Genomic DNA, 14,035 nt, shown 5'->3' with positions numbered 1-14,035 from the left:
GTATCCTCGCTCAGCCGCACGCACGCAGACCGCACAAAAAGGCGGGCGTGGCCACTTCATCCAGTGCCGCGATCACGGCGTCGCGCATCTCGCTGGTGCTGGCCGTGCCGCCGATGTCGCGGCTGTGCGGGCCGTAGTTCAAGACGTGTGCAACGGCCGCCTCGATGGTGGTGGCTTCGATTTCCAGCTCCAGCGAGTGGCGCAGCAGCAATGCCGCGGAGAGGATGGCGCCCAGCGGATTGGCAACGTTCTTGCCGGCGATATCCGGTGCGGAACCGTGGATGGGTTCGTACAGGCCGACCTTGCCTTCGCCCAGCGACGCCGACGGCAACAAGCCGAGCGAACCGGCCAATGCGGCGGCTTCGTCGGTAAGGATGTCGCCGAACAGGTTCTCGGTAACGATCACGTCGTAACGGGCCGGCTGGGTCAACAGCAGCATCGCCATCGAGTCCACCAGCTGATGCTCCAGCTTCACGTCCGGATACTCGGCGGCAACGCGCGTAACCGTGCTGCGCCACAGGCGCGAGGTTTCCAGCACGTTGGCCTTGTCCACCGAGGTGACGTGCTGGCGGCGTTCGCGCGCCAGCTCGAAGGCGCGACGGGTGACGCGCTCGACTTCCGCGACGGTGTATTTGCATTCGTCGGTGGCGGTATCGGTGGTGCGCGTCTTGGCGCCGAAGTACGCGCCGCCGGTCAGTTCGCGCACGAACAGCACGTCGACGTTCTTCAGCTTTTCATTCTTCAGCGGCGACAGCGCGGCCAAGGCAGGGTGCACCTGCAGCGGACGCAGGTTGGCGAACACGCCCAGTCCGGCACGCAATGCCAGCAAGCCCTGTTCCGGGCGAACCTTGGCCTGCGGGTCGGACCACTTCGGACCGCCGACCGCACCGAGGAACACCGCATCGGCCTTCTTGCACGCTTCCAGCGTGGCGGCCGGCAACGGTTCGCCGGTGGCATCGATGGCGCAACCGCCGATCGCATGCGATGCAAACTCGAACGTGTGCCCGCTGCGCTCGGCAACGGCTTGCAGTACGGCCACGGCCGCGTCGGTAACTTCCGGACCTACGCCGTCGCCGGGCAGGGTAACGATGCGAGCCTTCATGCCGCCTTCTCCTGTTGCTGTTCGTAATGGGTGATGGCTTCGGCGTGCTGGAGCAGAAAGCCGAGCTGGTCGACGCCGTTGAGCAGGCAATGCCGCGCGAACGGTTCCAGCTGAAAGCGGATGTGGCCGCCGTCGGGAAGCTGGATCACTTGCTCGCGCACGTCGATGGAAAGTTCGATGCCGGGGTTTTGCAGCAGCCAGCGGTGCTCGGCTTCATCGAGCACGATGGCGAGCAGGCCGTTCTTCAGCGCGTTGCCGCGGAAGATGTCGGCGATCTCGCTGCACAGCACGGCCTGGATGCCGTAGTCGAGCAAGGCCCAGGGCGCATGCTCGCGCGAAGAGCCGCAGCCGAAGTTGCGGCCGGCCACCAGGATGCCGCAGCCGCGCGCTTCGGGCTGGTTGAGCGGAAAGGCAGGGTTGTCGCTGCCGTCCTGCGCATAGCGCCAATCCTGGAAGCAATACTTGCCCAGGCCGCTGCGCTCGGTGGTGGTGAGGAAGCGCGCGGGAATGACGCGGTCAGTGTCGATGTTTTCGTCGTGCAGCACCGCGGTGCGCGAGTGGATGCGAGTGATGGGCTTCATGCGGCCACCTCCGTGAAATATTGGCGCGGGTCGGCAATGGCGCCGGCGATCGCCGACGCGGCGGCGGTGGCGGGACTTGCCAGTACCGTGCGCGCACCTTTGCCCTGGCGGCCTTCGAAGTTGCGGTTGGAGGTGCTCACCACCAGTTGGCCGGGTTGCGCCAGGTCGCCGTTCATGGCGATGCACATCGAGCAGCCGGGGATGCGCCATTCCGCGCCGGCGGCCAGAAACACTTCGTGCAGGCCTTCTTTTTCGGCATCGCGGCGCACCGCTTCGGAGCCGGGCACTACCAGCATGCGCACGCCCTTGGCGACTTGACGTCCGCGCAAGACGTTGGCGGCTTCGCGCAGGTCCGACAGGCGCGAGTTGGTACAGCTGCCGACGAACACCACGTCCACCGACGTGCCTTGCATCGGCTGGTTCGCCTTGGCCTGCATGTAGTCGAGCGCCCGCTGCTCCACCGCGTTGCGGGCCGCCGGAACGGGCTTGTCCATCGCGATGGCCATGCCCGGATGCGTGCCGTAGGTGACGGTGGGGCGGATCTGGCTGGCGTCGATGCGCACTTCGCGGTCGTAGACGGCGCCTTCGTCGCTGCGCAGGTCGCGCCAGCGTTGTACGGCGGCGTCCCAGGCGGCGCCTTGCGGCGCACGCGAGCGACCTTTCAGCCAGGCGAAGGTGGTGTCGTCCGGTGCGATCAGTCCGGCGCGCGCACCGGCTTCGATCGACATGTTGCACACCGTCATGCGTTCTTCCATCGACAGTGCTTCGATGGCTTCGCCGCGGTATTCCAGGACGTGGCCGGTGCCGCCGTCCACGCCGATCTCGCCGATGATGTGCAGGATCAAATCCTTCGCGCCGACGCCGCGCGGCAGCTGGCCGTCGACGTGAATGGCGAAGGTCTTGGGCTTGCGTTGCAGCAGGCACTGCGTGGCCATCACGTGGCCGACTTCGGTGGTGCCGATGCCGAACGCCAGCGCGCCGAACGCGCCATGCGTGGAGGTGTGGCTGTCGCCGCAGACGATGGTCATGCCGGGCTGGGTGGCGCCGAGCTCCGGCCCGATCACGTGCACGATGCCGCGGTCGCTGCTTTCCCAGCCGTAGAGCTGCACGCCGAATTCGCGGCAGTTGGCTTCCAACTGCGCCACCTGTGCCTTGGCTTCGGCGTTGGCATAGGGGCGCTCGCCATTGGCTTGTGCGGGCAGGGTAGGCGTGGAGTGATCCAGCGTTGCCAGCGTGCGATCGGGCCGGCGCAGTTTCAGTCCGCGCGAACGCAATTCGCTGAACGCCTGGGGCGACGTCACTTCGTGCACCAGGTGCAGGTCGATGTACATCACTGCCGGCGTATCGGCGGTTTCGGCAGCGACGACGTGCGACGCCCAGATTTTCTCGAACAGGGTCCGAGCGCTCATGCTGCAATCTCCTCGACGTTTTCTACGTGTGTCAGCCAGTGGTAGCGGTCCGCGGTGCGCCCGTTGAACAGGCCGAAGAACGCCTCGCGCAAGGTGCGCGTGATCGGGCCGGGCTTGCCTTCTCCGACCTGCTTGCGGTCGACCGAGCGCACGGGGGTGATTTCCGCCGCGGTGCCGGTCATGAACACTTCGTCGGCGGTGTACAGCGCTTCGCGCGGCAGATCGCGCTCTTCCACGGCGATGCCCAGATCGCCGGCGAGCGTGATGACGGTGTCGCGCGTGATGCCCGACAAGATGCCGGCGCTGGAGGGCGGCGTGAGCAGCTTGCCGCGCTTGACCAGGAACAGGTTTTCGCCGGCGCCTTCGCTCAACAGGCCGTTGTGGCCCAACGCGATGCCTTCGTCGAATCCGCCGCGGCGCGCTTCCAGGCCGATCAACTGGCTGCTCAGGTAATTGCCACCGGCCTTCGCCCAGCTGGGAATGGTGTTCGGCGCGGGGCGATGCCAGGACGACACGCACACGTCGGCGCCCACTTCCGCGGCATCGCCAAGGTATGCGCCCCATTCCAGCGCCAAGATCGCGACGTCGACGGGTGCGCCGTCCCTGGGGAGAACGCCGAGCCCGCCGGCGCCGCGAAAAACGATGGGTCGCACATAAGCCGAGGCCATCCGGTTGGCGCGAATCACTTCCAGGCAGGCCTGGTTGATTTGTTCCTCGCTGTAGCCGATGTCGATTTCATACACGCGCGCCGACTCGAACAGGCGCTGCGTGTGATCGGCCAGGCGGAAATACGCGGGGCCATCCGGCGTGGCGTACACGCGCTCGCCCTCGAATACCGACGAGCCGTAGTGCAGCGCGTGGGTGCTGACGTGGACGGTGGCGTCGGCCCAGGGCTTGATGCGGCCGTTGTGCCAGAGGAAGGGCGTGGTCATGCGGAGGTCTCCTGTTGCGCGTGTCCTCGTGCGCGCGAGTCAAAAAGCGGCCTGCCTTGGCTGTACTCATCGGTCGTGCTGCGCTCGGCCTGGCGCTCGATGCGGTTGACGATGGCCAGTGCGGCGTGCGCGGTGGCTTCGATGATGTCGGTGCTCACGCTGCTGCCGTTCCAGTCGCGTTGCGCGTGGCGGGCAGTCATTTGCGCCTGACCCTGCGCGTCGCCGCCTTCGCTGATCGCGCGGACATTGAAGCGGGTCAGCGTCATCTCGGTGCCGGTGGCGCGTTCGATGGCGCGCAGCACGGCGTCCACCGGGCCGTCTCCGATGGCAGCCTCGCCGACTTCGCGGCCGTCTTCGTGGCTCAGCTTCACCGTGGCCGATGCACCGCTGCCCAGGTGCGAGCTGGTGGTGAGCTGGGTGATGTGCCAGGGACCGGCGGCATCCGGGTCCTGGCCCAGGGCCAAGGCTTCCAGGTCCTCGTCGCGGATGTCGCGCTTGCGGTCTGCCAGCGCCTTGAAGCGCTTGAAGATCCCTTCCATGGCGTCGTCGTCCACCGTGTGGCCCAGCGTTTCCAGGCGCTGGCGCAAAGCGTGGCGGCCCGAATGCTTGCCCAGCACCAGCGTGGTTTCGGCGATGCCGACGTCCTGCGGGCGCATGATTTCGTAGGTGCTGCGATGCTTGAGCATGCCGTGCTGATGGATGCCCGACTCGTGCGCAAACGCGTTGTCGCCCACCACGGCCTTGTTACGCGGCACGGCCTGGCCGGTGAGCTGGGTCAGCAAGCGCGAAGTGGGGAACAGCTTGCGCGTATCGATGCGCGTGTGCAGACCGAAGTGCGGCGCGCGCACTTTCAGCGCCATCACGATTTCTTCCAGCGCGGCATTGCCGGCACGTTCGCCGATGCCGTTGATGGTGCATTCCACCTGCCGGGCGCCGGCGCTCACCGCGGCCAGGCTGTTGGCCACGGCCATGCCCAGGTCGTCGTGGCAATGGCTGGAAAACACCGCCTTGTGGGCATCGCGCACGTTGCGGCGCAGATAGGTGAACAGCTCGACCATTTCGGCGGGCGTGGTATAGCCCACAGTGTCGGGAGCGTTGAGCGTGCTGGCGCCGGCGGCGATCGCGGCGCTGAAGATTTCAACCAGGAATTCCGGTTCGGTGCGCAGCGCGTCTTCGGCGGAGAATTCCACGTCGGCGCAGTATTTGCGTGCGTGCTCGATGGAAGCGATGGCGGTGTCCAGCACCTGCTGCTTGCTCATGCCGAGCTTGTGTTCGCGATGCAGCGGGCTGGTAGACAGGAACAGGTGAATGCGCGAATGCCTGGCGCGCTCCAGTGCGCGTGCGGCGGTGTCGATGTCGCCGCTTTGACATCGCGCCAGTGCGCACACGGTGGTATTGCGCAAGGTGCGTGCGATTTCGTCCACGGCGGCGAAATCGTCGGGCGAAGCCTGCGGAAAACCGGCCTCCAGGATGTCCACGCCGAGGGCTTCCAGGGCTTGTGCCATGCACAATTTCGCCCGCCGGTCCATGGAGAAACCGGGTGCCTGCTCGCCGTCGCGCAGGGTGGTGTCGAAGATGCGTACGCGATCTTCGGCGCTTTCGGCGCGCTCGCCCTGGTCGTTCGATGCTGCTGTTTCGGTGGTCATGCCTGGCTCCGTTTTGGGTGGTGCCGAGGGCAACAAAAAACCCCGCATCCTGGTCGGGTGCGGGGTTCTTTGGGGTATCTAGGTTAGTTTTGCTTTACCTGGACACGCGCCCTCAGCCCGCACCTCCGTTAGTAATAAGGAGTACGAGTACAAGGGAAATAAGAAGGAGGCCGCCGAGCTGCAGCATGCCGATGTCCGAGGGAGGTCGGATCGCGCAGGTCATGTGGCGGTGGCTGTTGCGTTGCGGCATGTCGTTGACCGTACGGCACGCTGTTGCGCCGTGTCAATCTTTTTTTTATGAGAAATTTTCCGAACTGTCGATTTCGGTTGATTTTGATGGGATTAGAAGGATGGACGTCCAAACGGATAGGGGTGATTTCGTTAGTTTCGTTTCATAAGAAACAAATTTTCGGAGTCGTATTCCTACTAGTGGCCGCTAATAGAGGCGCATGCCTTCAAGATTTGTAGCAAGTCAGGTGAGTACTACGTCGCGGTGTAGGCCCACACGACTTTGCACCATTCCTTTATTAACGGAGTGGCCATTGAGCGATGAAGATAGGGATGGCTCCCTTAGAACTGCTCTCAAATGTGCCCCAAATCATCCGATGTACTGGCCAAGCTCGATCGGAATCTATCGTGCATCTCGTGCAGCCAGGCGGAATTTCCCAAGGATTGGGTGATCGCGATCAGGATGATGAAGCTGGTGGTGTCCCATGCCATCGGTGTCGCGAATGCGATGTTGAAGGCGTGGGATATCAGCTATCCCGAATATCACATCATGACCACGCTCTACGGCAGCGAGGGCCGGGCCATGCCGGCGACGGAACTGCACGCGGTGATCGGCGAGACGCCCAGTCACACCACGCGGTTTCTTCATCTGCTGGGGCGGAGGGGCTTGATCGCGCGCGATTCCCACGAGTGCGACCGACGCAAGGTGATCGTGACACTCAGCGACGAGGGTGCGCGGCTGGTGGAGGCCGTGCTGCCTGCCGTCAGCGGCATGCTCAGCGACTACGTCCGGTCGTTTGAGCCCGGCGAGCTAGCCGAGCTGCTGCGATTGCTGGAGAAGACCATGCAGGGGCTGAGATAGCCGGGGCAGGTCCCTGTCTCCGATGTCATCCGGGCGGGCGATGGGCCGTGCGGCCGAACCCGGTACCATGCCGGCATGGAATCCCCTCACCCACCACTCGCCCGTCGCCTGGCGCGGCGATTGCTTCCTCTGGGCCGCCGCCTGAAGGGCGGGCCGGAGAGCCTGCCTGCCTTCGCCGTGCCTGCTGATGCCATAACCACGCTGGAGGGCCCTGCTGCCTTCCGGGCGGCCCTGTTCGATTTGATCGCACAGGCCAGGCGACGCATCGTGCTGGTGGCGCTCTACCTGCAGGACGACCAGGCCGGCCGTGAGGTGCTCGACGCCCTGTATGCCGCGCGCGCGGCGCGGCCGGAGCTGGAGATCGAAGTCTATGTGGACTGGCATCGAGCCCGGCGGGGGCTGATCGGCAAGGCGGCCAGCGAAGGCAATGCGGCGATGTATCGCGACTATGCCGAGCGGCTGGGCGATGGCGTCGCCGTCTACGGCGTGCCGGTGCAGAACCGCGAACTGTTCGGCGTGCTGCACTTGAAAGGCTTCGTGATCGATGACGCCGTGTTGTACAGCGGCGCCAGCATCAACGACGTCTATCTTGGTCGGCACGGTCGATACCGGCTGGATCGCTACCATTTGGTCCGCCACGCAGGATTGGCCGGCAGCATGGCCGATTTCGTGGGCCGGCATTTGCGCGATAGCGAAGCGGTACGACGCCTGGATCGCGCGCCGCTGCCCGCCACGCGCGACCTGTTGCTCGAGATCCGCCACCTGCGCAAGCAACTGCAACACGCGCAGTACACGTTGCCGCACGAGCCGGTGCCTGCGGGCAGCGTAGCCATCACGCCGATGCTGGGCTTTGGCCGCAACGACAACCGGCTCAACAACACGCTATTGATGCTGCTGCGCCACGCGCGGCACCGCGTGGTGCTGTTTACGCCGTATTTCAACCTGCCAAGGCCGGTGCGCGCGACCATCGGCCATCTGCTGCGCCGAGGCTGCACCATCGACATCATGGTGGGTGACAAGACGGCGAATGATTTCTACATCCCGCCCGGGCAGCCGTTTCGCAAGATCGGGCTGCTGCCGTATTTATACGAGAGCAATTTGCGACGTTTTGCGCGCAGCCATCGGGCGCACGTCGAGCGGGGGCAGCTCAACCTGTGGCTGTGGCGCGATGGCGACAACAGCTATCACGTGAAGGGATTGCTGATCGACGACGAGCTGGCGGTGATCACCGGCAACAACCTCAATCCGCGCGCCTGGGTGCTGGATCTGGAGAACGGCCTGCTGCTGCGTGATCCGTCGCGCCAGCTGATTGCGCAGCACGAAGCCGAGTGGGCATCGCTTCGGCATCACGCAACGCGGCTGGCCGATTATCACGCGCTGGACAATCCCCGCCGCTACCCGGCCGAAGTGCGCAAGCTGCTGCGCCGCCTGAGCCGGGTCCGCCTGGATCGTTTGCTCAACCGGCTGCTTTGACGCCCTGCGCGGCGAGCCGGGCCAGGCGCATGTCGAGCCAGCGCTGCACGTCGGGCCATTCGCTGGCGATGATCGAGTAGCACACGGTGTCGCGCAGCGAACCGTCCGGGCGGCGTGCGTGTGCGCGCAGGACGCCGTCGCGCTGCGCGCCAAGACGCTCGATCGCGCGCTGCGAGTCGAGGTTTCGCCGGTCGGTGTGGAATTCGACCGCTACGCACCCCAGTGCTTCGAAGGCGTGTTTGAGCAATAGCTGCTTGCAGGCGGTGTTGAGGTGGCTTTTTTGCCAGCGCTTGGCGTACCAGGTGTAGCCGATGGCGACGCGCGGCAGCTCCGGCCTGAATTCATAAAAGCGGGTGGTGCCGACAATCTTTCCGCTGGTTTTCTCGCGCACCGCAAACGGAAGCATCACTTTCGCCGCCTGGCCCTCGAGCGCCTTTTCGACATAAGTTCTGGCCTGGCCCGGAGGCGGGGCGCTGGTGAACCACAGCTCCCACAGCTCGCCATCGGCGGCGGCCGTTTCAAGATCCGGGATGTGGTCGAGGCTCAGCGGTTCGAGCAGGACGTGCTCGTCCTGGAGGGAGACAGGGGTGAGGGAGGGCATATCCGGTGGCAGGCGGGGGAAGGGGAGCCAAGAAATAGCACAAGCTCGAGGCAAGATTGTGCTTCAGGCGTCGAGATCGGGAATGAGCCGGCTTTCCAGGCGTGCGATGGTGTCTTTCAGCAGCAGCTTGCGCTTCTTCATGCGGGTGATCTGCAACTCGTCGCAACCGAGCGTGTTCACCAGCTTCTCGATTGCGGCGTCCAGATCGCGATGTTCCTGACGTAGTTCGGCCAGAAGGTGGGCGATCTGGGTCGGATCCTGGGCCTGCATGACGGGCAATCGCAAGGGGCGGTAGAGACAGAGATTGTAGCGCGCCGGACCGGGGTGGGTGGGATGGGTACAATGGGCGCTTGCCCGTCGTTCGATACCGCACGCCATGTCCGCCCAAACCGAGGTCATCCCGTCAGAAACCGCCCGCAAGCAGGCCTATGAGGCCGGCAAGCTGGCCAAGCGGCTGCGCCACCAGGTTGGCCAGGCGGTCGCCGATTTCAACATGATCGAAGACGGCGACAAGGTGATGGTGTGCCTGTCCGGCGGCAAGGATTCGTACACGATGCTGGACATCCTGCTGTCCCTGCAGGCCAAGGCACCGGTACGTTTCGAATTGATTGCAGTGAACCTGGACCAGAAGCAGCCGGGGTTTCCTGAACACGTGTTGCCGCAGTACCTCACTGAGCGCGGCGTGCCTTTTCACATCATCGAACAGGACACCTACAGCACGGTCACGCGGGTGATTCCCGAGGGCAAGACGATGTGCAGCCTGTGTTCGCGCCTGCGGCGCGGCGCGCTGTATCACTGGGCGGCCGCCAACGGCGTCACCAAGATCGCGCTCGGCCATCATCGCGACGACTTGCTGGGCACGTTTTTCCTCAACCTGTTCTACCAGGGCAGCCTGAAGGCCATGCCGCCGAAGCTGCGCTCGGACGACGGCCGCCACGTGGTTATTCGTCCCCTGGCTTATTGCAAAGAAAGTGACATCGCGGAATATGCAACGTACAGGCAGTTTCCGATCATTCCCTGTAATCTCTGCGGTTCGCAGGAAAACCTGCAGCGCAAGGCAGTAAGCCAGATGATGCACGAGTGGGAGCGCCAGCATCCCGGGCGCAGCGAGACCATGTTTCGCGCGCTGGGGAACGTGGCGCCCTCGCAACTGGCCGATCGCCAGCTGTTCGACTTTGCCTCGCTAGGGTCCCGCGAAGGAGCCGCACGGGCCGATGTCCACGGTTGGCTGGCAGGAAACGAAGGCGACAATCACTAAAGTCAGGCGGACGTCCAGACGTCCATTCTCCCCATTCGAATCGAGTAAAGCCGTGTCCCTCTTTGCATCCGTTGAAATGACCCCGGGCGATCCGATCCTGGGACTCACCGAGGCCTTCGTGGCCGATACCCGCCCCGGCAAGGTCAATCTGGGCGTGGGCATCTATTACGACGAAACCGGCCGCATTCCGCTGCTGCGCGCCGTGCGCGAAGTGGAAGAAACACTGGCGCGCGAAGCCAAGTCGCGCGGCTACCTGCCGATCGACGGCCTGCCGGCCTATACCCAGGCCACCCAGAAGCTGGTGTTCGGCCCCGACTCCCCGCTGCTGGCCGCGGGCCGCGTTGCCACCTCGCAGACCGTGGGCGGCAGCGGCGCACTGCGCGTCGGCGCGGATCTGCTGCGCAAGGCGCTGCCCAACGCCAAGGTGGCCATCAGCAGCCCCAGTTGGGAAAACCATCGCGTGGTGTTCAACGCGGCCGGCTTTGAGGTCGTGGACTACACCTATTACGACGCGCAAACGCACGGCCTGGATTTCGCCGGCATGCTGGCCGACCTGGGCAAGCTGGAGCCGGGCACGGTGGTGCTGCTGCACGCATGCTGCCACAACCCCACCGGCGTCGATCTCACGGTCGAGCAGTGGAAGCAGGTCGTGGCGCTGGTGAAGGATCGCGGCCTGCTGCCCTTCATCGACATGGCCTACCAGGGTTTCGACAAGGGCATCGACCAGGACGCCGCCGCGGTGCGCTTGTTCGCCGAATCGGGCATTGAATCGTTCGTGGTCGCCAACTCGTATTCCAAGTCGTTCTCGCTGTATGGCGAGCGCGTGGGTGCGTTGTCGATCGTCGGCGCCAATCGCGAAGAAGCGCAGCGCGTGCAGTCGCTGGTCAAGCGCATCATCCGTTCGATCTATTCCAGCCCGTCCACGCACGGCGGCGCCTTGGTGGCCGGCGTGCTCAACAGCGCGGAATTGCGTGCGCTGTGGGAGCAGGAGCTGACCGAAATGCGCGAACGCATTCACGCGATGCGCGCCGGCATGGTGGAAAAGCTGGCCGCAAACGGTGCGCCGCAATTCAGCTTCATCCAGAAGCAGGCCGGCATGTTCTCGTACTCGGGCTTGAGCAAGGCACAAGTGGATCGCCTGCGCGAAGAGCACGCCATCTATGCCATCGGCACCGGCCGCATCTGCGTGGCTGCGCTCAATCGCGGCAATCTCGACAACGTGGTTGCGGCTGTCACGGCGGTCATTCGCTGACCTCTTGGCCAGGCGACGCAACGACGCCCTCCTCTGCTTGAAGCAGGGGAGGGCTGGAGTGGAGCGAAGCCCGGCGGCTTGCGACGAACGCTGATAACTCTTTTACGCCTCCCCTGTGTGACAGGGTGAGTTGAACTTTCTCATCGGACCTTGCATGTTTTTTCGCAACCTCACGCTGTTCCGCTTTTCTCCCTCCGTTGCCGAAGATCTGGATCGCCTAGAAGAAGCGCTGGGCGAGCATCGCCTGCGTCCCTGCGGCCCGCTCGAAATGGGGACGCGCGGCTTCGTGCCGCCGGTCGGCCGCGGCGACGAGGCGGCGATGACGCACGTGGTCAAGTCCTGCACCTTGCTCACGGTCGGCAGCGAAGAAAAGCTGCTGCCGTCGGCGGTGGTCAACGACGAACTGCAGCGCAAGGTGCAGAAGATCGCCGAAGAAGAAGGCCGCAAAGTCGGCGGACGCGAACGCAAGCGCATCAAGGAAGACCTGCTTACCGAACTGTTGCCGCGCGCTTTCGTGCGCAGCTCGCGCATGTCGGCCTATGTCGACCGCAAGCACGGTTGGCTGGTGCTCGATACTTCCAGCCGCAAATCCGCAGAAAACGCCTTGACCCAAGTGCGCGAAGCGCTCGGCAGTTTCCCCGCCGTGCCGTTGGCGCCGGAAGAAGGGCCGCGCGTGCTGATGACCGATTGGCTTGCCAACGGCAATCTGCCGGGCAGCCTGGTGCTGGGCGACGAATGCGAACTGCGCGATCCGGCCACCGCCACCGGCGCGATCGCACGCTGTCGTCGCCAAGACCTGGATGCCGAGGAAGTGAAAGAGCATCTGCGCAACGGCAAGCAGGTGTTCCAGCTTGGCCTGGTCTTCGATGACCGCATCAGTTTCGTGTTGGGCGAAGACCTGGTATTGCGCAAGCTCAAGTTCCTCGATGCCGTGCTCGACGAACTGGGTGACAGCCAGGATGCCGCTGCGGAAATGGACGCGCGCTTCGCCCTGCTGACCCTGGAACTGGAGCGCCTGCTGGGCAAGCTGGAAGAGTGGTTCGGCCTGCCTCGCCCGGAATGAGACGCCAGCCGGCGCCCTTCCGGGCCGCCGGGGGCGTCCCACGTCAGCTGAGATTCGCGCCAGACGGGGCTTCCCGGGGGTAGGGCAAAAAGGCTCTTGCACAAGCCCCCTGTAGCCCCACATCCTGCTTGGGCCGGAGGGTCATTCTGGCCCCCTGGTGGCAGTTCTGAAGGCAGGATCATGGCGTACCTCGACGGCGATTGGCTGGAGTTGGCGACACCCAGCGGCAATACCATTCGTGTGCTCAAAGCATCGCACCCGCGTGCACGGCGCTTGCGCCTGACGGTGTCGCCGAAAGGCGCGCGCATCACCTATCCGCAAGGCACGCATCCGTCGCAGGTGAACGCCTTCCTGCGCCACAACGCCGACTGGCTGGAAAAGAAGCTCGACGAACTGAACCTGGTGATCGAGCCGTTGCCGCCGTTGCGCCTGGGCGTGCCGATCGAATTTCCCCTGCGCGGAGAGATCGCCACGCTGGATTGGGCCGAGGGTGCTTATCCGCGTGTCGTCGCCTGCGAGGGCGGCGTGACTTTGGAGATCCCGCGCCCGCACAGCCGGGCCTTGCCCGTGGCGCGCGGTTTGCTCGCTTCCTATTTCGAAAACCAGATCCGCCGCGACGTATCGCGTTGGCTGGCCGGCTACGTGCCGCAGTTGGGGCTGGCGCCGACCGCCCTGCGCATCCGTCCCATGAAAAGCCTGTGGGGCAGCCTGGATACGCGCGATCGCATCAACCTCGATCTCGCCCTGGCACTCGCGCCGCCGGCCGCGCTGCGCTACGTGCTGGCGCATGAACTTTGCCACCTGAAAGTGCGCAACCACTCGCCGCGTTTCTGGGCGCACGTGGAATCGATCTTTCCCGACTGGCGCGAGCAGCGCGATTGGCTGCGCCAGAACGGCGCCACGTTGAAAGCCGAGCTGGATCGCCTGATCGCCGACGTCGCGGACTGAACGCACCCGTCGTCAGCTCATGGCGACAGCAACGGGGATACACTGCGGCCACTCCAAGCAAGGAATGGCTCATGACGATGTCGTTTGGCTATCTCTTTACCCTGGTCTGGCTCGTGTGGCTCGCCTATTGGGGCATCAGTGCGATTGGCGTGAAAGCTGCGGTGCGCGTGGAGTCGAACGTCTCCCGTTTCGGCAAGTACGCGTTGCCGCTGATGGTCGCCGTGCTGTTGTTCTGGAACCGGCAATGGCTGCAAGGCACCTTTCTCGTCGAGCGGTTCGTGCCGGACCGGCTGTGGATCGTGTGGCTGGGTTTCCTGTTGACCGTGGCCGGTCTTGCTTTCACCTGTTGGGCGCGTGTCACGCTCGGGCGCAATTGGAGCGGCGTCGTACAGCTCAAGCAGGATCACGAGCTGATCGTGCGTGGCCCTTACAACATCGTGCGCCACCCCATCTACAGCGGTCTTCTGCTTGCATTCCTGGGGAGTGCGCTGGCCCTGGGCGAATGGCGGGGCCCGATCGCCATGCTGATCGTGGGCATTTCGTTCTGGCGCAAGCTGCGCCTGGAAGAGCGTTGGTTGTGCGAGTTGTTCGGCGAGCAGTATCGAAGCTACATGCTTCGCGTCAAAGCGCTCGTGCCGTGGCTATTGTGAGCCGCGGCTGATTTCGAACTGCGTGGCGAT

The 14,035-nt window shown here is 64.6% G+C and carries 14 protein-coding genes; 7 read left to right on the top strand and 7 right to left on the bottom strand.

Annotated features, from left to right (window positions below; translation table 11 throughout):
* Window positions 1-10: 10 nt before the first annotated feature.
* Genes leuB through ISS99_RS07345 form a run of 5 tightly spaced genes read right to left on the bottom strand, consistent with a single transcriptional unit; the run spans window position 11 to window position 5,670 of the window.
* On the bottom strand, window positions 11-1,102 hold the full coding sequence (gene leuB / locus ISS99_RS07365) for a 3-isopropylmalate dehydrogenase (protein ID WP_204630947.1): 1,092 nt from the start codon (window positions 1,100-1,102) through the stop codon (window positions 11-13).
* On the bottom strand, window positions 1,099-1,683 hold the full coding sequence (leuD, locus tag ISS99_RS07360; RefSeq protein ID WP_204630946.1) for a 3-isopropylmalate dehydratase small subunit: 585 nt from the start codon (window positions 1,681-1,683) through the stop codon (window positions 1,099-1,101). The genes leuB and leuD overlap by 4 nt, the downstream gene beginning before the upstream one ends.
* Window positions 1,680-3,092, bottom strand: a complete 1,413-nt coding sequence (gene leuC, locus ISS99_RS07355) for a 3-isopropylmalate dehydratase large subunit (RefSeq protein WP_204630945.1) — start codon at window positions 3,090-3,092, stop codon at window positions 1,680-1,682. Before leuC ends, leuD begins: the two co-directional genes overlap by 4 nt.
* On the bottom strand, window positions 3,089-4,024 hold the full coding sequence (locus ISS99_RS07350; protein ID WP_204630944.1) for a branched-chain amino acid transaminase: 936 nt from the start codon (window positions 4,022-4,024) through the stop codon (window positions 3,089-3,091). The genes leuC and ISS99_RS07350 overlap by 4 nt, the downstream gene beginning before the upstream one ends.
* A complete protein-coding gene (locus tag ISS99_RS07345; protein WP_204630943.1) occupies window positions 4,021-5,670 on the bottom strand; it encodes a 2-isopropylmalate synthase in 1,650 nt (549 codons plus the stop codon). The genes ISS99_RS07350 and ISS99_RS07345 overlap by 4 nt, the downstream gene beginning before the upstream one ends.
* A 586-nt stretch (window positions 5,671-6,256) precedes the next feature.
* Between ISS99_RS07345 and ISS99_RS07340 the strand changes: the two genes are divergently transcribed.
* Together ISS99_RS07340 and pssA are read left to right on the top strand one after the other, a co-directional pair.
* A complete protein-coding gene (locus tag ISS99_RS07340) occupies window positions 6,257-6,760 on the top strand; it encodes a MarR family transcriptional regulator (RefSeq protein WP_204630942.1) in 504 nt (167 codons plus the stop codon).
* A gap of 75 nt (window positions 6,761-6,835) precedes the next feature.
* Window positions 6,836-8,233 (top strand): CDP-diacylglycerol--serine O-phosphatidyltransferase, encoded by a 1,398-nt coding sequence (gene pssA, locus ISS99_RS07335; RefSeq protein ID WP_204630941.1) that lies wholly within the window; start codon window positions 6,836-6,838, stop codon window positions 8,231-8,233.
* Here the strand turns inward: pssA and ISS99_RS07330 are convergent.
* Together ISS99_RS07330 and ISS99_RS07325 are read right to left on the bottom strand one after the other, a co-directional pair.
* Window positions 8,217-8,834: a GNAT family N-acetyltransferase gene (locus ISS99_RS07330; RefSeq protein WP_204630940.1), complete on the bottom strand. Its 618-nt coding sequence runs from the start codon at window positions 8,832-8,834 to the stop codon at window positions 8,217-8,219. The two genes, pssA and ISS99_RS07330, sit on opposite strands and share 17 nt — an antisense overlap.
* A gap of 63 nt (window positions 8,835-8,897) precedes the next feature.
* Window positions 8,898-9,104, bottom strand: a complete 207-nt coding sequence (locus tag ISS99_RS07325) for a YdcH family protein (RefSeq protein ID WP_204631010.1) — start codon at window positions 9,102-9,104, stop codon at window positions 8,898-8,900.
* Between the two features lie 106 nt (window positions 9,105-9,210).
* Between ISS99_RS07325 and ttcA the strand changes: the two genes are divergently transcribed.
* From ttcA to ISS99_RS07300, 5 genes are all read left to right on the top strand, one after another.
* Entirely contained in the window at window positions 9,211-10,092 is an 882-nt protein-coding gene (gene ttcA, locus ISS99_RS07320; RefSeq protein WP_204630939.1) for a tRNA 2-thiocytidine(32) synthetase TtcA, read from the top strand.
* A 52-nt stretch (window positions 10,093-10,144) separates the two neighbouring features.
* On the top strand, window positions 10,145-11,344 hold the full coding sequence (locus tag ISS99_RS07315; RefSeq protein WP_204630938.1) for an amino acid aminotransferase: 1,200 nt from the start codon (window positions 10,145-10,147) through the stop codon (window positions 11,342-11,344).
* Between the two features lie 154 nt (window positions 11,345-11,498).
* Entirely contained in the window at window positions 11,499-12,407 is a 909-nt protein-coding gene (locus tag ISS99_RS07310; protein WP_204630937.1) for a recombination-associated protein RdgC, read from the top strand.
* A gap of 180 nt (window positions 12,408-12,587) precedes the next feature.
* Entirely contained in the window at window positions 12,588-13,355 is a 768-nt protein-coding gene (locus ISS99_RS07305) for a M48 family metallopeptidase (RefSeq protein WP_239537766.1), read from the top strand.
* Window positions 13,356-13,426: 71 nt separating this feature from the next.
* On the top strand, window positions 13,427-14,005 hold the full coding sequence (locus ISS99_RS07300) for a methyltransferase family protein (protein WP_204630936.1): 579 nt from the start codon (window positions 13,427-13,429) through the stop codon (window positions 14,003-14,005).
* The last annotated feature ends 30 nt before the right edge of the window (window positions 14,006-14,035 follow it).

The organism is Dyella mobilis (assembly GCF_016904945.1).
In the GTDB taxonomy this organism is placed as follows: Bacteria; Pseudomonadota; Gammaproteobacteria; order Xanthomonadales; family Rhodanobacteraceae; genus Dyella_B; species Dyella_B mobilis.
Note: the sequence above shows the minus strand (reverse complement) of the source record. Positions and strands in the feature narration are given on the sequence as shown.